The following is a 19178-nucleotide window of genomic DNA, read 5'->3' as shown; positions in this document are numbered from 1 at the left end:
GTATTGCCGCCCCGCTTTCGTCACCCACGCTGTGCGGCCTGCTCATCGCGCTGGCGCTGCACCTCGCGACGCTTGTTGGCGAGCGAAGCGATGATGACGCCGACCGCCACGACCGCGATCAGGATGGTGCAGGCGGCGTTGATCTCCGGCGTCACACCGAGACGAACCTGGCTGTAGATCTTCATCGGCAGCGTGGTGGCGCCGGGCCCTGAGGTGAAGCTGGCGATGACCAGATCGTCGAGCGACAATGTGAACGCCAGCATCCAGCCAGACACGATCGCCGGCATGATGACCGGCAGCGTGATCTGGAAGAAGGTCTTCACTGGCGGCGCGCCAAGATCCATCGCGGCCTCTTCCAGCGAGCGGTCGAACGTGATCAGGCGCGACTGCACGACGACCGCGACGAAGCACATGGTCAGGGTGATGTGGGCAAGCGTGACGGTGAGAAAGCCGCGGTCGAGACCGACGGCGACGAAGAGCAGCAGCAGCGACAGGCCGGTGATGACTTCCGGCATGACCAACGGCGCAAAGACCATGCCGGAAAACAGCATCCGGCCCTTGAAGCGCGTGTAGCGCGTCAGGGTGAGAGCCGCCAGCGTGCCGAGCACGGTCGCCACGGTGGCCGAGATGACGGCGACGCGAGCCGTTACCCAGGTGGCGTCCATGAGGCCCTGGTTGTGGAACAGCGAGACGTACCATTTGGTCGAGAAGCCGCCCCAGACGGTGACCAATTTCGACTCGTTGAAGGAGAAGACGACGAGCAGGACAATCGGCAGGTAAAGAAAGGCAAAGCCCAGCACGATCGAAGTGATGTTGAAGCGGCTCCAGGTCGGGTTCATTTGTCCTGCTCCTGGGCGCGGGCCTGGGCCCGCTGGAAGAGCATGATCGGCACGATCAGCAGCAACAGCAGGATGACGGCGACGGCTGACGACACCGGCCAGTCGCGATTGGCGAAGAACTCGTTCCACAGCGTCTTGCCGATCATCAGGGTCTGCGATCCGCCGAGCAGGTCGGGAATGACGAACTCGCCAACAGCGGGAATAAACACCAGAAGGCAACCGGCGATGACGCCGGGCAGCGACAGCGGAAAGGTGATCCTCCAGAAGGCGCTGGTCGGCGGGCAACCGAGATCCTTGGCCGCCTCGATCAGCGAATAGTCCATTTTCTCGAGGGCGGAATAAAGCGGCAGCACCATGAACGGCAGATAGGAATAGACGATGCCGATGAAGATTGCCGTGTAGGTGTTGAGGATGATCAGCGGCTGGCTGATGACGCCGGTGGCGAGCAGCAGCTGGTTGAGCAGCCCCTCGGGCTTGAGGATGCCGATCCAGGCGTAGACGCGGATCAGGAACGAGGTCCAGAACGGCAGGATCACCAGCATCAGCAAAGTCGGGCGCAGCATCGCCGGCGCACGGGCCATACCATAGGCGATCGGGTAGCCGACAAGCAATGTCAGCACCGTTGAAATGGCGGCGACGATGACGCTCGTCACATAGGCATTGATGTAGAGCGCGTCCTGCGTCAGCCATGTGTAGTTATCGATGCTGAGCTGTTTCAGCTGAGCGAAAAAACCGGAAAGCCCATCGCCGAAGCCAAGTACCGGCGTGTAGGGCGGTATGGCGATCGCCGTCTGCGACAGCGAAATCTTGAAGACGATGACGAACGGAATCAGGAAGAAGAAGACCAGCCACAGATAGGGAATGATGATGACAAGGCGGCCAACGACGGCCTCTCCCAGTCTGGCCAGGGCGGATTTGCCCGCATCGGCGGCCCGAGAGCTCGTTGCAGCGGTGACAGCGGCATTCGACATGACCGCCCCTATCGCGTCAGCACGACGCCGGCGTCCGGCCTGAACGACACCCAGGCACGGTCGTTCCAGCTCAGCGGATCCTCGGTGAGGCGGGCCGCGTTCATCGTGCTCGCCCGTACCACGTGGCCGTCGTCAAGCCTGACGTGATAGACGGTCATGTCGCCGAGGTAGGCGATATCGTAAACCTCGCCCTCGATGGCGTTAACGGCACCGGCCGGTCTCGTCGACGATATCTTGATCTTCTCCGGCCTGATCGCGAAGGCGACGGCCGCGCCGGTGGCCGCATCGCCGGCATTCTCCGTCCGAATGGTGATGCCGTTGCCCGCATCGATGCTTGCCGCGCCGGCCTCGCCATGCGCAATCTTGCCTTCGAACATGTTGACGTTGCCAACAAAGCCGGCGACGAAGCGGGAACCTGGCGCCTCGTAGACTTCGGCCGGCGTCGCCACCTGCATCACCTCGCCCTTGTCGATGATGGCGATACGGTCGGCCATGGTCATCGCCTCTTCCTGGTCATGGGTGACGACGACGAAGGTGAGGCCGAGTGACTGCTGCAGATCCATCAGCTCGAATTGCGTTTCCTCGCGCAGCTTCTTGTCCAGCGCGCCCAACGGCTCGTCGAGCAGCAGGACCTTCGGCCGCTTGGCGACCGAGCGGGCAAGCGCCACGCGCTGGCGCTGGCCGCCGGACAGTTGGTGCGGCTTGCGCTTGGCGAACTGCTCGAGCTTGACCAGCTTCAGCATCTCTCCAACACGCGCCGCGATCTCGGGCTTCGGCATGCCGTCCTGCTTAAGGCCGAAAGCGATGTTGTTCTCGACCGTCATATGCGGGAACAGCGCATAGGACTGGAACATCATGTTGACCGGCCGCCGGTATGGCGGGATGCCGCGCAAATCCTGGCCATCGAGCAGGATGCGGCCGGCGGTCGGCTCCTCGAAGCCGGCGAGCATCCGCAAAAGCGTCGATTTTCCACATCCCGACGCCCCGAGCAGGGCAAAAAACTCGCGCTCGAATATGGTCAGCGACAGATTGTTGACGGCGGTGAAGTCACCGAATTTCTTGGTGACCTTGTCGAACTGGATGTATGGCTTGGCGTTCGGATCGTTCCACGGCGCGAAATCCCTGCGGATGCTGCCAAGCGATTTCATATCCCACTCCGTCCTGCGTTCTGTCCCCAGAAGACTTGACCCCGGCAGCACCTGCCGGGGTCGTTGATTGTCGCCTACTGCCCGGTGACGATCTTGGTCCAGGTGCGGGTGACGACGCGCTGGGTCTTGGAATCGTAGGGGGCGATGGTGAACAGCTTCGCCAGCGTCGCCTCGTCCGGATAGATCGCCGGATCCTCGAGTATCTCCTTTTCGATGAACTGCTGCGACGCCTTGTTGCCGTTGGCGTAGAAGACGTAGTTGCTCGACTTGGCGATCACTTCCGGCTTCATCATGTAATTCAGGAATTCATGCGCCTCGGCGACATGCGGCGCGTCGGCCGGGATCGCCATCTGGTCGAACCACATTTCGGCACCTTCCTTCGGCACGGAATAGCTGATCTCGACGCCACGGTTGGCCTCCGTCGCACGGTCGCGCGCCTGGAACACGTCGCCCGACCAGCCGACGGCCAGGCAGATGTCGCCATTGGCCAGTGCGTTGATATATTCCGACGAGTGGAACTTGCGGATGTAAGGCCTGATCTTCAGCATCAGTTCTTCCGCCTTGGCGAAATCGTCCGGCGACGTGGTCTCGGGATCGATGCCCAGATATTTGAAGGCGTTCGGGAGGATGTCGCTCGGGGAATCGAGGACATAGACGCCGCAATCCTTCAGCTTGGCCAGCTTTTCCGGGTTGAAGAATACGTCCCAGCTATCGATCTTGTCGGTGCCGAGCGCTTCCTGCACTTTCTTGACGTTATAGCCGAGGCCGACCGTGCCCCACATATAGTTGATCGAATATTCGTTGCCGGGATCGTACTTGGCTGTGCGCTCCGAAACGATGTCCCACATGTTGGAAATGTTGGGCAGCTTCGACTTGTCGAGCTTCTGGAACACACCTGCCTGGATCTGGCGTGCGAGGAAATTGGCGGTCGGCACGACGACATCGTAGCCGCTGCCGCCGGCAAGCAGTTTCGTCTCCAGGAGTTCGTTGGAATCGAAGGTGTCATAGGTGACCTTGATGCCCGTTTCCTTGGTGAAATCCTCGATGATCGAGCTGTCGATGTAATCCGACCAATTATAGACATTGACGACGCGGTCCTGGGCATGAGCGCCGAGGGTGAAAAGCGTCAGAAATGCCGAGGTCGCCGAAAGCCAGAATGCTTTGCGGGTCATGCGTCTCTCCTTTGATGAGTGTTCCATCGCCAACTCGTCGCGGGGCTGCGCAGCTGGGCGTTTGCTTCAGATTATTGGGCTTTCCGACAAGCGACAAGCGCGAACCGCCAATCCCCTCGTGGTTCGATGCGCAGTGGCCAAGCCCCCCGTTCCTATGTCGTGATCCAGGTGGCATTCCGGCGCCGTCAAAGGCTCTCGCCACGGCGCGGGCAGGGATACGACGATGTTGTCCGGTCTCGGTCGGGCCGGAGGGGAGACTTGGCAAGATGAGCCTGTCTTGTTGTTGCCGTATTGGCAGCCTGCCCGCGCGGCTGCGCCATTGTCAATGGCTCATCTCGCTTTGGCGCGTGCGCTGCATCAATTAGGCGACGGCATGCCGGTGACACCCGGCCGTACGGGCCGCGCCTGACGCTTGAATTCGAGCCCGATATGGACGAGCAGCGCCGTGACCACGACCGTGCCGCCAAGGATGGTGCGTCCCGACGGCACCTCGGAATGGATGAGCCAGACCCAAATCGGGCCGAGGATCGGCTCGAAAGTGCCGAGCAGTGCTGCGACCGCCGCCGGAACAAGCCGGGCGCCGGTGGCGAAGAAGGCAAGGCCGAGACCCAGATTGACCACGCCGAATGCAAAGAGGAAGCCCATGTCGCTGCTGGAGACGCCGAATTGCGATGCCTGCGACGCCGCGAACGCGGCGGCAAGCATCGTGCCGAGGCAGGTCGCCGGCGTCATGCGCACATGGGCAAAGCGCCGCGTGATGACGGTGGCGATCGAAAACATCACAGCGATGAGCAGCGCCAAGCCGTCGCCGATGGGCGAAACAGCCCCATCGAGCGATTCCGATACCATGATGGCAACGCCGGCAATAACGGCTGCAATCGCCACCCAGGTTGCCAAGGCCACCCGTTCGCGAAACAGCACCCAGGCAAACAGCGCCGCCAAGAGCGGCACGCCGGCCTGCATCAAAAGGATGTTGGCGACAGTGGTATAGGCAAGCGCCACTACGAAAGAGGTCGACGCGGTGGCGAAGCAGAACGCCACGGCAAGGCCGGGCAGGCCCATGCCGCGGAACAACCTCACCGTGCCGTGCCAGCCGTCGCGCCAGACCATGAAGCAGATCAGGAAGGCGGCGGCCCAGACCGAGCGCCAGAACACCACCGTCCAGCTGTCGCCGGCGTCGATGAAACGGGCGATGGCGCCGCCGAAACTCCACATCAGCGCCGACAGGAATATCAACAGGAAGCCGATACGCTCCTCACGCGGCGAGACGGCAGGCGAAACGGCGATCGGTGATGATGCGGTGTCGGTCATGGGCGCGACTGTCGACGATTTCGGGGCGGCACGATGCGCAACGGACGACAAGAACGTGCCTCATTGGCGTAACGCAAAGACGATTGCCAGGCGTGATCCAGCGGACGGCGACGGTTGTGGCAAGGACGGCAGGTCGCCTGCCAAGGCCTCACTGAAAATCGAAGGCGCTTAGTCCGGTCACCATCTCGTCGAGACCGAGCGGGCGCGTCACCGGCGGCTCGGCGCGGGCCAGGCAGCCGATGCGTTCGCACAGCCGGCAGGCGGGGCCTATCGGCGTGGCCGGATTGGTGCCCTGTCCGGCTTTTCCGGTCGCTGCGGCAGCCGGCCCAGGCAGTGCCGCGCCATAGACGATCTCGTCACGAAAGCCGATGTCGCAGCCCAGCAGAAGTGCGGTACGACGCGGGCGCTCCGAAAACGAGCCTTGCGGTCCTTCGAGCGTGCGGGCGACGCAGAGGAATTCGGCGCCGTCGGGCATTTCCACCGCCTCGACGAAGATCTGGCCGGGCTGGGTGAAGGCGGCATGCACGGGAAGCTTCGGACAATTGCCGCCGAAGCGGCTTTGCGGAAAGCCCTGGCTGCCCGCTTTGCGGAAGCGGTTGCCGGCATTATCGACCTCGAGCATGAAGAACGGCACGCCCGGCGTGCCCGGCCGCTGCAGCATGGTCAGGCGGTTCGCCGCCTGCTCGAAGGAGACGCCGAAGCGTGAGCGCAGCACGTCGATGTCGTAACGCGCGCGGTGTGCTGCCGCGTGAAAGGATTGATAGGGCATCATCAGCGCGTGGGCGGCGTAGCGGCCAAGCTCGAAGCGGGCGAGCCGGCGGGCTTCATCCGTGCTCAGCTTCAGCGCCTGGATCTCGCCTGCCACCGCGACCGTCATGCGGATCAGACAGGCCTCCATCGCCACCTCGCGCAACTGGTCGAATGGCGACAGGCGCTCGGACAGAAACAGACGCTGCGAGTGGCGGTCGTAGCGGCGGCGCCAGTTCGGCATGGTGGCGACCGGCAGCACCTTGACGACGATGCCGTATTCGCGCTTCAGCCAGGCCTTCAGCGCACTGAACAGATCGTCGCCGGGATCGAGCACCGACGTGAATGCCTCGGCTTCCGCTTCGAGCGCGGCAAAATGGTTCGGCCGGCGCTCGAAAATCTCGTGCACCTCGTCGATCGGCAAGCGGGCGCCGGAGAGTGCCGTCGCTTTGCCCTCGCGCGCGAGAAGCTCGTTGAGGTCGGAAAGGCGCTCGGCCTGCTCGCGATAGGCGCGAAACAGTTTTATCACCGCGGCGGAAGCGTTGGGCGCCGCCTCGGCAAGCTCGATCAGCTCCTGGTCACCTGGCAATTCGCCGACCAGCAGCGGATCTGAAAACACCTCCTTCAAGGCGGCGACCGACCCTCTCGCCTCGCCCTGCAATTCATGCGGGTCGACCTTGTAGACGGATGCCAGCCTCAGGATCAGCTGGACCGTCAGCGGCCTCTGGTTGCGCTCGATGAGATTGAGATAGGACGGCGAGATGCCGAGCCCTTCGGCCATCGCCGTCTGGGTCAGGCCCTTGGCGCTGCGGATGCGGCGGATACGCGGCCCGGCGAAGATCTTCTGATCGGCCACTCGACTGTCCTTGACAGAAATTTACATGACTTCTGCACGGCGATGGCCATGTCGGCGTTTTACAATCGCGACAAAATTACAGCGCCTAGCTGTCAAACACAACACAGGTTTTCACTTATTTTCCCGCCAATCTTCTGGTTTTCCTCGCGCTGAAATGTAAATGCTGTCACACGGCGCGGAATTCTCCATGAGGCGCCGTCCATTCCCAGCAGCGATTTACCCGGAGTGACCAATGACCGATTTTTACAACCTCGTCCCCTCGGCGCCGGAAGGCCGCTTCGACGGCATCGATCGACCCTACTCGCCAGAGGACGTGAAGCGGCTGCGCGGTTCGGTCCAGATCCGGCAGAGCCTCGCCGAAATGGGCGCCAACCGGCTCTGGCAGCTCATCCACGAGGAGGACTTCGTCAACGCGCTCGGCGCCATGTCTGGCAATCAGGCGATGCAGCAGGTCCGGGCCGGGCTGAAGGCGATCTACCTGTCTGGATGGCAGGTCGCCGCCGACGCCAACACCGCATCCGCCATGTATCCGGACCAGTCGCTTTATCCCGCCAATGCGGCGCCCGAACTGGTCAAGCGCATCAACCGCACCCTGCAGCGCGCCGACCAGATCGAGACCTCCGAAGGCAAGGGGCTTTCGGTCGATACATGGTTCGCGCCTATTGTCGCCGATGCGGAAGCCGGCTTCGGCGGACCGCTCAATGCCTTCGAGATCATGAAGGCCTTCATCGAGGCGGGTGCCGCCGGCGTCCACTACGAGGACCAGCTGGCGTCGGAGAAGAAATGCGGCCATCTCGGCGGCAAGGTGCTGATCCCGACCGCCGCACACATCCGCAACCTCAACGCCGCGCGACTTGCTGCCGACGTCATGGGCACGCCGACGCTGGTCGTCGCGCGCACCGACGCGGAAGCGGCAAAGCTGCTCACCTCCGACATCGACGAGCGCGACCAGCCGTTCGTCGACTATGGCGCCGGCCGCACGGTGGAAGGCTTCTACCACGTCAGGAACGGCATCGAGCCGTGCATCGCGCGGGCCATCGCCTACGCGCCTTACGCCGACCTGATCTGGTGCGAAACCTCCAAGCCCGATCTGGCGCAGGCCAAAAAATTCGCCGAGGGCGTGCACAGGCACCATCCCGGCAAGCTTCTCGCCTATAATTGCTCGCCGTCCTTCAACTGGAAGAAGAACCTCGACGACGCCACGATCGCCAGGTTTCAGCGGGAACTCGGCGCCATGGGCTACAAGTTCCAGTTCATCACGCTAGCCGGTTTTCACCAGCTCAATTTCGGCATGTTCGAACTCGCCCGCGGCTACAAGGCGCGGCAGATGGCGGCCTATTCCGAGTTGCAGGAAGCGGAGTTCGCGGCGGAAGCCCACGGCTACACCGCGACCAAGCACCAGCGCGAAGTCGGCACCGGCTATTTCGACGCCGTGTCGATGGCGATCACCGGTGGCCGGTCCTCGACCACGGCCATGCATGAATCGACCGAGCACGCCCAGTTCAAGCCGGCCGCAGAATAGCAGGAACGCAACAGACAGAGGAAACGCCCCTAAAGGGCTAAGGGAGAAGACCAATGGCATCGATCAGTCGCGTCAAGGAACGGGCCGAAGAACAGGCCACCACCATGAGTGTCGACCAGCAGGCGACCATCCGCATGCTGGCCAACGACCTGCACAGGCTCAACCAATCGGTGATGAAGGCGGTCGAGGCCGGTGTGTCGGTGGAGCTCGTGCGCTCGGCACGGCACCATGGCGGCGACGGCAACTGGGGCGATCTGCTGATCCCGGTGATCGTCACGCAGCGGAGCCTCGACTGACCGAAATCCGACCAAAGCCTGTCGATCGATCCGGCGTCACCTGCGCAGTCTCTGCGCAGGTGATCTGCGATTGCACGATCAATTGCCATAATGAGCAAGAACAGAACTTGCTTTAAATTTAACGTTTCTTGCGATATTCTGGATATCGTCGTTTCAGCTTGACATAGGGAGAGATCTCACGGCAATTGTCTCTAAGTTTCAACCCTGCATTGAAACCCGACGAGTGCCCGCCACGCTCATGCGCCCCGTGAATCGCGATACCAAGACTGTAAACCACCTGACTTTCGTGAGCCGCAACGTGGACCCGGAGATGCTCACAGACTTCACCCGTGTGCTCGTCGTCGGAAAGTCGCCGGTCAACCGGGTGGTGGTTTCGAAAATCGTCGAACGATCCGGGCTCAAACCGATCTCGGAATCGCCCGAAACGGCAGCAACGACTTTGCGATCGCTCATTCCCGGAGCTGTCGTCCTCGATGGCGGAGCGGACAACAAGGACTGCGACGCGCTGATGTGCGGTATCGACGCGCTGCGACGCACCTCGGGCAGGTCGCTTCCCTCGGTGATCCTGCTTTCGACCAAGAACGGCACACCGGAGAGCCTCGGCCTGTCGAGCGTCGTCGATACGGTTGTCGTCAAACCGATCACGACCGAACGGCTGCAGCCAGTGATCGACCATTTGATCGGGCTCGCACGCAGCTAGCCGACGTCCGATCCGGCTTACACGCCTTTCCTCGCTTCTTGCGATCGGGATCTGGCTATTTATGTCAGTATGCGAGCGCTCGGTACCGCCTGACAATGAGCCCCGCTACGTCTCCTTTTGCAATTGCGACGCATCTGGGATAGCACCTTCGAACAAATCCGCAGGCATGTTCCGACTTCGCGACATGGCTGTCGATATCGGCGGATCACGACATGTCCTCAGAACAGACCATCGCCGCGCTTTGCAGAAAACTCGGACTGCGCATCACCGGTCCGCGCCGCGTCATCATGCGCGTTCTATCCGAATCCAGCGACCATCCGGATGTGGTGGAACTCCATCGCCGTGTTGTCGCCATCGAGCCGACGATCGCGCTCGCCACTGTCTATCGCACCGTCAGCCTTCTGCGCGAGAAGGGCATTCTGGAGCGGCACACCTTTGGCGATCGGCGCGCCAGATACGAAACCGTCCCCCGTGAGCATCACGATCATCTCATCAATATCGAGACGGGAGACGTCGTCGAATTCCAGTCGTCGGAGATCGAGCGGCTCCAAGAGGAAATCGCTCGACAGCACGGATTCACGATCATCAGCCACAGACTGGAGATCTACGTAAAGCCGATCCAGAAAACGCGACGCTCTCGTCAATCCGGAGAATGACCGCCCGTTTCTAGCGTTCCTCGCCAATCTCCATTCGGCCCACTCTAAGTGTGGTGACGGCGAAGGCCGCGATGAAGGCGGCGGACAGCATGAGAACGATGGTCGGCGCCGGTGCGCTGTCGATGAAGAAGGACAGATAGACGCCGAGAAACGACGCGGCGACCGCGATCGCGACCGACAGGATCAGCATGGCGCTAAACTTCCTTGTCAGCAGGAAGGCGATGGCGCCAGGCGCGATCAGCATGGCGATGGCCATGATGATGCCGACCGCCTTCAGCGCGCCGACGATAGTGAGCGAGATCAGGCAAAGTAGGCCGTAGTGGAGCAGATTGACCCGAAGACCAACCGCGCGAGCCTGAGCCGGGTCGAAGGCGTGCAGCAGGAAGTCGCGCCACTTGATCCCGATGATGCCGGCCGTGATCGCAGCAATGAGCCCCGCTTCGACGATGTCGCGCAAGCCGATGCCCAGCACATCGCCGAACAATATGTGGTCGAGATGCACGTCGGACTGAATCTTTACATAGAGCACCAGGCCGAGACCGAACATGCCGGAGAAGACGATGCCCATTATCGTGTCCTGTTTGATGCGGCTGTTGTCCTTGAGGAAGCCGGTGGCCAGAGCGCAGACCATTCCGGCGGCGAAGGCGCCGATCGAATAGGGGAATCCGACAATGTAGGCGATGACCACGCCGGGAAAGACGGCGTGGCTGATGGCGTCGCCCATCAGCGACCAGCCCTTGAGAACGAGAAAGCAGGAGAGCAGCGCCGTCGGCATAGCGACCAGAACCGAAACAATCAGGGCATTGACCATGAAGTCGAACTGGAAGGGGCTAAGCAGCGTATCGAGAATGCTCATAGGCTGGCCTCCAAGGCCCGCGCCGAGCGGCGGCGGGCTGCCAGCATTCCATGCTTGGGAGCGAAGAAGAAGGCGGCGAGAAAGATCAGCGTCTGCAACACGACTATGATGCCGCCAGTGGCGCCGTCGAGGAAATAACTGGCATAGGCGCCGCTGAAACTCGTGGCCGCACCGATGACGACCGCGATGACGAGCAGGCGCGGAAAGCGGTCCGTCAGAAGATAGGCGGTCGCGCCGGGAGTCACCACCATGCAGATGACGAGGAAGGCGCCGACGGTCTGAAGCGCGGCGACCGTGGAGGCCGATAGCAGCATGAAGAACATGATCTTGAGCGCGCTCGGGTTGAGGCCGATCGAGCGGGCATGGCTCTCGTCGAAGAAAACCACCATCAGATCCTTCCATTTCACCAGCAGCATGGCGAGCGAGACGAAGCCTATAATGGCGAGCTGAAGCGTGTCTTCCGGGGTGATGGCCAAGATGTTGCCGAGCACGATCGTCTGAATATTCACGGAGGTCGGTGACAGCGACACCATGAACAAGCCGAGGCCGAAGAAGGAGGAGAAGATCAGGCCGATGATGGCGTCTTCCTTCAGCTTGGTGCGCTGGTTGAGGAAGAGCATCGCGGCAGCGGCTAGCCCGCCGGAGAAGAAGGCGCCGATCGAGAAGGGAAGGCCCAGCATATAGGCGCCAGCGACGCCCGGCACGATCGAATGCGAGAGCGCGTCACCGATCAGCGACCAGCCTTTTAGCATCAGATAGCAGGACAGGAAGGCGCAGACACCGCCAACCAAGGCGGACACCCACATGGCATTGAGCATATATTCGTAGCCGAACGGCTCGAGCAGGACACTCATTCGTCCGGTTCCCGCATCTTGTGCTGCATGGCTCCGTTCTCTCCGTAGAAGACCAGTGGCCGTTCGTCGTCGGTGATGACGGCAAGGCGGCGCCTGTCGTCGTCCTCATGCAGCCCGGCGCCGCCCAGCACGAAATGACGCAAGACGCCGCCGAAAGCCTTTTCCAGGTTCGCCTGCGTGAAGGTCTGGCCTGTCGGCCCGTAGGCAAGGACCGTATTCCGGAGCAGCACGGCACGGTCGCAGAACTCCGGCACGCTACCCAGATTATGCGTCGAGACCAGCATCACTCGGCCTTCGTTCCGGAGCGCGCGCAGCAGTTCGATGATAGCGTCCTCGGTCCTGACGTCGACGCCGGTGAAGGGCTCGTCGAGCAGGATGACGCGCCCGTCCTGCGCCAGCGCCCGAGCCAGAAAGACGCGCTTTTTCTGCCCGCCCGAAAGCTCGCCGATCTGGCGTTTGCGGAAATCGCTCATGCCGACACGCGCAAGCGCGGCCGTAACCGCCTCGCGATCAGCCGCCTTCGGAAGGCGCATCATGCCCATATGGCCGTAGCGCCCCATCATGACGACGTCCTCGACGAGTACTGGAAAGTTCCAGTCGACCTCCTCGGCCTGCGGCACATAGGCGACGACGTTCTTCCTCAGCGCGGCCGCGGCCGGCTGTCCGAGAACAATAATCTCTCCCTTTGCCACCCGCACGAAGCCCATGATGGCTTTGAACAGCGTCGACTTGCCCGAGCCGTTGACACCGACAAGCGCCGTGATCGTGCCTGTCGGAATTTCAAAGCTCGCATCCCGCAGCGCCGTGTGGCCGTTGCGGTAGGTGACAGTCGCGCCGCGGACGGCGAGACCGCCTCCCGCATCCTCGGACGCGGGGGCAAGAGGCGGAACGGCTTCGTTCATTGCGACAGCCCTGCGGCGAGGCCTTTCTGAACCGTATCCGATGTCACACGCAGCAGGTCGATATAGGTCGGCACCGGGCCGTCCGCCTCGCTGAGAGAATCGACGTAGAGCACGCCGCCATAATGCACTCCTGTCTCACGCGCGACCTGCCGGGCCGGCTTGTCCGACACGGTGCTTTCGCTGAAGACGGCGACGATCTTGTTTTCCCTGACGGCGTCGATCACCTTGCGAACCTGCTGGGGGGTGCCTTGCTGGTCGGCGTTGATCGGCCACAAATAAAGCTCCTTCAGCCCGAAATCGCGTGCGAGGTAGGAGAAAGCGCCTTCGCTCGACACCAGCCAGCGCCTGTCCTGCGGGATCGAGGCAAGCTTATCGCGGATCGGCGCGACGGCCGCCTCTATCTTTGCTTTGTAGGCTTCTGCATTGGCCTTGTAGGTCTCGGCATGCGCCGGATCGTGCGCGACGAAGGCGTCGCGGATGTTGTCGACGTAGATCAGCGCGTTTGCCGGCGACATCCAGGCATGCGGGTTCGGTTTGCCCGTATAGGGTCCCTCGGCGATGCTCATCGGCTGGACGCCCTCGGAGACAATAGCGCCGGGCACGTCGCTGAGGTTCTGGAAGAATTTTTCGAACCAGAGTTCGAGGTTGAGCCCGTTCCACAGAATGAGCTGTGCACCTTGCGCCCGCTGAATATCGCCCGGCGTCGGCGCATAATTGTGGATCTCCGCTCCAGGCTTGGTGATCGATTCCACGATTGCTGCATCGCCCGCCACGTTCTTCGCCATGTCGGCGATGACTGTGAAGGTCGTCACCACCTTGAATTTTTCCTGGGCTTTCGCTGGGCTTGAAGCCACCGCCGCAACGAAAACCGCAGCCATCAAGCCAACGACAACCCGTCGTCCGTATCTCTCGAACATCAATTTCTCCTGTCGCGATTCTTAATGTCTCGCCGCTGGCCGCCATTGTGCGACTGCGGCGCGCGCTTTTCGCATATTCTGCAATTGCGACTGATTTGCAAGTAGAAAACGGCTTAACGTCGTGGATTGTATGCGGCCGCGTGATTTGGCGTCGGCTACAGCGCGGCCCTATGACGGAGCGGACAACAAGGACTGCGACACGCTGATGTCCGGCGTCGATGCGCTGCAGCGCACGTCCGGCTCGACAGCGAGACACGCGATCAGCCGGCTTTCCCGATGCTTTCGATCAGCCGGGGCAATTCCGAGAGATCGGCTATCTGGCGGAAACGAGGGGCGGTGATCGGCGGCTCGACATGTTCCAGCGCCCAGGTCAGCTCATGCGGCACGTGGATACCCCAACTGCCGGCCTCAATGGCCGGCACCACGTCCGACTTGAGCGAATTGCCGACCATCATGCTTCTTTCGGCGCCATCACCGTGGCGGCTGAAGATATTGATATAAGTGGCGGGGCTCTTGTCGCTGACGATCTCGACGGCATCGAAAAGGTCACCCAGGCCCGATTGCGCCAGCTTGCGTTCCTGATCGAAGAGGTCGCCCTTGGTGATCAACACCAGGCGATACGCATCTGCCAGCTTTTCCACGGTTTCGCGCGCATGAGGCAGCGCCTCGATCGGATGGCCAAGCATCTCGCGGCCCGCGGCAAGAATCTCGGCGATGACCGAGGCCGGCGCGCGGCCCTCGGTAATCTCGATTGCCGTTTCGATCATCGACAGGGTAAATCCCTTGATGCCGAAGCCGTAGACGGCGAGGTTGCGCTTCTCGGCCTCCAGCAATCTTGCCGAGATGTGCTCCTGCTCGGCGTGATCGGCGAGCAGCGCGGCAAAGCGCTTTTCGGTCATGCGGAAGAACTGCTCGTTCTGCCAGAGCGTGTCGTCGGCATCGAAGCCGATCGTAGTCAATTCATGATTGTACTGCATTCGATGTCTTCAACCGAGGTCATTGAACTTGCGTCGAACCTAAGCCGCCCAGAGCAGTTTTCAACTGCGCAGGCGAACGCAACCGCGCTCCCCTTCCCTTCCCTCGCCGGCCCCGGCTATAATCCCAAATCCGCAACCCAATCTGGTGAATGATGCCGCCTGCAAAAAAGGAAGTCCGTCCGTCGACCCGCGGAGGACGTATCCGCACGCCTGCCTTCGTGAAAAATCAACGTGGTGTGAAAAACTGGAAGGAAGTCGGCGCCTGGCTGGAGTGGCGCGGCATCGAGGATATCGAATGCATCACGCCCGACCAGGCGGGTGTTGCGCGCGGCAAGATGATGCCGTCGAAGAAGTTTACCTCCAACACCTCGCTGGCGCTGCCTTCGGCCGTGTTCATGACGACGATCTCCGGCGGCTACCCGGAAGACGGCAACGGCTTTCACTATCCGGAGGACGACGGCGACCTCAAGCTGATGCCGGACCTGTCGACACTGACCGTGGTGCCGTGGGAAGAGGACCCGACGGCGGCGGTCATCTGCGACCTCGTCCACCAGGACGGTCGCTCGGTCGAGTTCACGCCGCGCAACGTGCTGAAGCGTGTGCTTGACGCTTACGGCAAGCGCGGGCTGAAGCCGGTGGTGGCGCCCGAGATCGAGTTCTACCTCGTGCGCAAGAATCCCGATCCGGACTACCCGCTGACGCCGCCGGTCGGGCGTTCGGGACGGGCGATAGGCGGTGGCGCCGGCTATTCGATCGCCGGCGTCAACGAGTTCGACGAGCTGATTGACGACATCTACCATTTCTCCGAAAGCCAGGGCCTGGAGATCGATACGCTGATCCACGAGGAAGGCGCCGGCCAGCTCGAGATCAATCTGCGCCATGGCGATCCGATCGAACTCGCCGACCAAGTGTTCATGTTCAAGCGCACCATCCGCGAGGCGGCGCTGAAGCATGAGATCTACGCCACCTTCATGGCCAAGCCGATCCAGGGGCAGCCCGGGTCGGCCATGCATATCCACCAGTCGATCATCGACAAGAAGACCGGCAGGAACGTCTTTTCGGCCGAGGACGGCTCGGAAACCGAAGCCTTCTTCCATTTCCTCGGCGGCATGCAGAAACATGTGCCGAACGCGCTGGTGATGTTCGCGCCCTATGTCAATTCCTACCGCCGGCTGACGCAGTCGGCTTCGGCACCGGTCAACAACAAATGGGGCTACGACAACCGCACCACCGCCTTCCGCGTCCCGCGATCCGACCCGGCAGCCAGGCGCGTCGAGAACCGCATCCCTTCCTCCGACGCCAATCCCTATCTGGCGCTGGCTGCATCGCTCGCCTGCGGGCTGATCGGCATGACCAACAAGATCAAGGCCGAACCGCCGGTTCTCACCACCGCCAACGAGGCAGAGATCGACCTGCCGCGGAGCCTGCTCGAGGCTGTCGACCTGTTCGAAGCCGACGAGGAACTCTGCGCGCTGCTCGGCAAGTCGTTTGCCGCGACCTATGCGGCGATCAAGCGGGCGGAATTCGAGACCTTCATGGAAGTGATCAGTCCGTGGGAGCGGGAGTATCTGCTGTTGAACGTGTAGTAGGGGAGTAGGGGAGTAGGGGCGTAGGGCGAATGGGCGAGAAAACGGGTTCTTACAAGGACTTAATAGTCTGGCAGCAGGCAATGGACCTTGCGGTGGCTGTGTACGACGCGACGAAATCCTGGCCGAAGGAGGAGCTTTATGGACTGACCAGCCAAGTCGGCGCGCCGCAAGCTCGGTGCCGGCGAACATAGCGGAAGGCTATGGCAGAGAGGTCAGGGGTTCCTATCAGCAATTCCTCCGTATCGCTCAAGGGTCACTGAGGGAACTGGAAACTCAGCTTCCGATCGCTGAGCGTACCGGCATCGCGCCGAATGCCACGGCGGCGCCATTGTTGGCGAGCACCGAAAGTGTAGGAAAGCTTCTTCGACTTCTAATCCGCAAACTTTCAGCCGACTAGCATTTCCCCTACTCCCCTATTCCCCTATTCCCCTACTCGGTCATCATGCCCTACCAATCCCCAATCTCCCCCGGCCGCTCCTGGTATGAGGACACGGCCGGCCCACGGCCCGAATACCCGGCGCTCGACGGCGACCGGACATGCGACGTCGTCATCGTCGGCGGCGGCTTCACCGGCCTGTCGGCGGCGGCGCACCTTGCCAAGGCCGGCAGCAATGTCGTGCTGATCGAAGCGCATCGTTTCGGCGACGGCGCATCGGGCCGCAATGGCGGCCAGCTCGGCACCGGTCAGCGCGCCTGGGCCGAGGAGCTCGAAGCGGAATACGGCTTTTCCCGCGCCAAGGCGCTGTTCGACCTCGCCGAAGAGGCCAAGTCGCATCTCCTCGAATTCGCCACCGTCAACAAGATCGAGATCGACTACATGCCCGGCCAGATGTCGGTGGCGCATAAGAAGCGCTATGTCGACGATTACAAGGCGCATGCCGAGATTATGGCGAACCGCTTCGGCTATCCGCACATCGCCTTCATGGATGCGAAGGAGACGGCTGGGCGGTTGGGCTCGACGCGCTATTTCGGCGGCACCCGCGACACCGGCACCGGGCACATCCATCCGCTGAAGCTGGTGATCGGCACGGCAAAGGTGGCGGCGCAGGCGGGGGCGCACCTGTTCGAGCAGACGCCGGCGACCGGCATCGCGTCGCTTGGCGGCAAGGTCAGGGTCACGACGCCGAAGGGCACGATATCAGCCGAGAAATGTCTGATCGGCGTCAACGCCCATGGCGGCACGCTCGAGCCGGTCAGTGCCGCGCACATCATGCCGATCGGCTCCTTCATCGGCGCGACGGTGCCGCTGGGGGCTGACACAAACGTGCTGCCGGGCGGTGAGGCGGTCGATGATTCCCGCTTCGTCGTGCGCTACTTCCGCAAATCGACGGATGGGCGGCTGCTGTTCGGCGGGCGCGAGATCTATGCCGTCAACGATCCGAAAGACATCCATGTCCACATCCGCCGGCAGATCGCCGAGCTTTACCCAGCGCTGAAGGCCGTCGAGATCACTCACGGCTGGGGCGGCTATGTCGGCATCACGATGCCGAGAAAACCCTTCGTGCGCGAGGTGATGCCCAATGTGATTTCTGTCGGCGGCTATTCCGGTCACGGCGTCATGCTGTCGAACTTTTTCGGCAAGCTCTATGCCGAAACCGTTGCCGGCAACCGGGACCGGCTGAGGCTGATCGAGGACCTAAAAATCCCGGCCTTTCCCGGTGGTCGACGCTTCCGCGCGCCTCTGCTCTTTCTTGCGCTCAACTGGTATGCCTTGAGGGACAGGATATAACCATAGATTGCAAAATCCCTTTGAAGTTGCAGAATCCAGCGCAAAGGTGCAGAATCCGCCCGGCAAGGGCGCAGTGATGCCACAATCGCCGGCAAAGGATGCCCGCTCAGGGCAGTTGAACGGGGATTTTGCGGGCCTGCCCGCGTTGGTTTGGGACCGATGCCGACCGAATGCCGGTTTTCCGGCACAGGTCGTAAGAACGTCGGCCCGCAAATGGAGGTTGCAAGAGTGAGAGAGCCCTTCAGTTTCGGCGCGCCGGAACGACGGCGCTTTGCGATGCAGTTTGGCTACGACGTGCGGCCCAGGTTCTGGCAGCAAATCCGGTCGAACTTGCATCTGGTCATCGCCGCGTTTGGCACAGCAGCGCTGCTTGGCGTGGCCGCGGTGGCGCTATGGCTGGCATTGCCGGCCAACGAGAGACAAGCGGTCGCGAGTCCCGAGCAGATCGTTTCAAGCATTCCGGTAAAAACAACAAGGATCGTGCCGGCCGCGGCCTCGAAGGTCGCCGCGGTGCAGCAGGCTGCGAGCAAAACCGATGCGGTTTCGCCGGTGGTGGTTGCGGCGAAGGCCGAGATACCGGCGCTGGCGCCCAACGATCCTCGCTGGACAGGATCGGGATCCGCATCCCGCCAGATGGCAGGCCAGGCTGAAAAAACGGCAGACAAGCCGTCCGCTGCGGCGGCACTCGCCGATCCGGCAGCGAAAACCAAAGTGGCAGCATTGCTTGCCAAAGTCGCTGCTCCCAACGAGACGACGACGGACGGCGCGCCAACCGCCGCCATTCCCAACCCGAAGCCGGGAGAGCCGGCGGCGACACAGAACGATGGCACCCAGGCCAAAGTCGAGGCCAAGCAAGCAAGCCCGGCAGATACCGGACGCATCCTCAGGGGCGTCACCATGCGCACCGGTCCGAAGAACAGTGCGGCGGCAATCGTCACCATTCCCGCCAAAACCTCGGTTCAGGTGATGGGCTGCAAGAAATGGTGTGAGATCGTCTACAACGGCAAACGCGGCTGGATCTACAAGAGCTTCGTCAAGACCGGCGCCTAAAGCGCGTCGCGTTTGAATGGATTCATGCGACGCGCTTTAAGTTCTCGTTTTTATGCATGTCGTTATCGCAAAACCGCTGCGCACTT

The 19178-nt window shown here is 62.0% G+C and carries 18 protein-coding genes and 1 pseudogene; 8 read left to right on the top strand and 11 right to left on the bottom strand.

The features are described 5' to 3' along the window. Positions 1–20: 20 nt before the first annotated feature. The 6 genes from A9K68_RS12200 to A9K68_RS12175 form a co-directional block, all read right to left on the bottom strand. On the bottom strand, positions 21–839 hold the full coding sequence (locus A9K68_RS12200) for an ABC transporter permease subunit (RefSeq protein ID WP_065010779.1): 819 nt from the start codon (positions 837–839) through the stop codon (positions 21–23). Next, positions 836–1810 carry an ABC transporter permease subunit gene (locus A9K68_RS12195; protein ID WP_065010778.1) on the bottom strand — a complete coding sequence of 325 codons (975 nt, stop codon included), beginning with the start codon at positions 1808–1810 and terminating at the stop codon, positions 836–838. The genes A9K68_RS12200 and A9K68_RS12195 overlap by 4 nt, the downstream gene beginning before the upstream one ends. 8 nt (positions 1811–1818) lie before the next feature. Beyond that, entirely contained in the window at positions 1819–2958 is a 1140-nt protein-coding gene (locus A9K68_RS12190) for an ABC transporter ATP-binding protein (protein ID WP_065010777.1), read from the bottom strand. Positions 2959–3032: 74 nt separating this feature from the next. Further along, positions 3033–4130, bottom strand: coding sequence for a polyamine ABC transporter substrate-binding protein (locus A9K68_RS12185; protein ID WP_065010776.1), 1098 nt, complete (start codon positions 4128–4130; stop codon positions 3033–3035). A 357-nt stretch (positions 4131–4487) separates the two neighbouring features. Continuing rightward, positions 4488–5441 carry a DMT family transporter gene (locus tag A9K68_RS12180; protein ID WP_065010775.1) on the bottom strand — a complete coding sequence of 318 codons (954 nt, stop codon included), beginning with the start codon at positions 5439–5441 and terminating at the stop codon, positions 4488–4490. 148 nt (positions 5442–5589) lie between these two features. Then, the gene (locus tag A9K68_RS12175; protein ID WP_029348422.1) at positions 5590–7044 is read right to left on the bottom strand and encodes a helix-turn-helix domain-containing protein; all 1455 of its coding nucleotides are present in this window, start codon (positions 7042–7044) and stop codon (positions 5590–5592) included. Between the two features lie 232 nt (positions 7045–7276). On the opposite strand from A9K68_RS12175, the gene aceA reads away from it, so the two are divergent. From aceA to A9K68_RS12155, 4 genes are all read left to right on the top strand, one after another. Further along, a complete protein-coding gene (gene aceA, locus A9K68_RS12170; RefSeq protein WP_065010774.1) occupies positions 7277–8566 on the top strand; it encodes an isocitrate lyase in 1290 nt (429 codons plus the stop codon). Positions 8567–8619: 53 nt separating this feature from the next. Further along, positions 8620–8862, top strand: coding sequence for a hypothetical protein (locus tag A9K68_RS12165; protein ID WP_029348426.1), 243 nt, complete (start codon positions 8620–8622; stop codon positions 8860–8862). 238 nt (positions 8863–9100) lie between these two features. After that, a complete protein-coding gene (locus A9K68_RS12160; protein ID WP_065010935.1) occupies positions 9101–9562 on the top strand; it encodes a response regulator in 462 nt (153 codons plus the stop codon). A 212-nt stretch (positions 9563–9774) separates the two neighbouring features. After that, entirely contained in the window at positions 9775–10218 is a 444-nt protein-coding gene (locus A9K68_RS12155) for a Fur family transcriptional regulator (protein WP_029348428.1), read from the top strand. 10 nt (positions 10219–10228) lie between these two features. On the opposite strand, the gene A9K68_RS12150 is transcribed toward A9K68_RS12155, so the two are convergent. The 5 genes from A9K68_RS12150 to A9K68_RS12130 all read right to left on the bottom strand — a co-directional run bounded on the left by A9K68_RS12150 (position 10229) and on the right by A9K68_RS12130 (position 14724). Beyond that, positions 10229–11074, bottom strand: coding sequence for a metal ABC transporter permease (locus tag A9K68_RS12150; protein ID WP_065010773.1), 846 nt, complete (start codon positions 11072–11074; stop codon positions 10229–10231). Beyond that, positions 11071–11928, bottom strand: coding sequence for an iron/manganese ABC transporter permease subunit SitC (gene sitC, locus A9K68_RS12145; RefSeq protein ID WP_065010772.1), 858 nt, complete (start codon positions 11926–11928; stop codon positions 11071–11073). Before sitC ends, A9K68_RS12150 begins: the two co-directional genes overlap by 4 nt. Continuing rightward, complete coding sequence (locus tag A9K68_RS12140) at positions 11925–12830, bottom strand: manganese/iron ABC transporter ATP-binding protein (protein ID WP_065010771.1); 906 nt, start codon at positions 12828–12830, stop codon at positions 11925–11927. The genes sitC and A9K68_RS12140 overlap by 4 nt, the downstream gene beginning before the upstream one ends. Next, on the bottom strand, positions 12827–13747 hold the full coding sequence (locus tag A9K68_RS12135; protein ID WP_065010770.1) for a metal ABC transporter substrate-binding protein: 921 nt from the start codon (positions 13745–13747) through the stop codon (positions 12827–12829). Before A9K68_RS12135 ends, A9K68_RS12140 begins: the two co-directional genes overlap by 4 nt. Before the next feature lie 260 nt (positions 13748–14007). Further along, positions 14008–14724: an HAD family hydrolase gene (locus A9K68_RS12130; protein WP_065010769.1), complete on the bottom strand. Its 717-nt coding sequence runs from the start codon at positions 14722–14724 to the stop codon at positions 14008–14010. Between the two features lie 149 nt (positions 14725–14873). Between A9K68_RS12130 and A9K68_RS12125 the strand changes: the two genes are divergently transcribed. From A9K68_RS12125 to A9K68_RS12110, 4 genes and pseudogenes are all read left to right on the top strand, one after another. Next, complete coding sequence (locus tag A9K68_RS12125; RefSeq protein ID WP_065010768.1) at positions 14874–16310, top strand: glutamine synthetase family protein; 1437 nt, start codon at positions 14874–14876, stop codon at positions 16308–16310. Positions 16311–16342: 32 nt separating this feature from the next. After that, positions 16343–16710, top strand: a pseudogene (locus A9K68_RS12120) (four helix bundle protein). Between the two features lie 45 nt (positions 16711–16755). Further along, positions 16756–18042: an FAD-binding oxidoreductase gene (locus A9K68_RS12115; protein ID WP_065010767.1), complete on the top strand. Its 1287-nt coding sequence runs from the start codon at positions 16756–16758 to the stop codon at positions 18040–18042. 228 nt (positions 18043–18270) lie between these two features. Then, complete coding sequence (locus A9K68_RS12110) at positions 18271–19092, top strand: SH3 domain-containing protein (RefSeq protein WP_065010934.1); 822 nt, start codon at positions 18271–18273, stop codon at positions 19090–19092. Positions 19093–19178: the final 86 nt, after the last annotated feature.

It is taken from the genome of Mesorhizobium sp. AA22, from assembly GCF_001672375.2.
Lineage (GTDB): Bacteria > Pseudomonadota > Alphaproteobacteria > Rhizobiales > Rhizobiaceae > Mesorhizobium > Mesorhizobium wenxiniae.
Note: the sequence above shows the minus strand (reverse complement) of the source record. Positions and strands in the feature narration are given on the sequence as shown.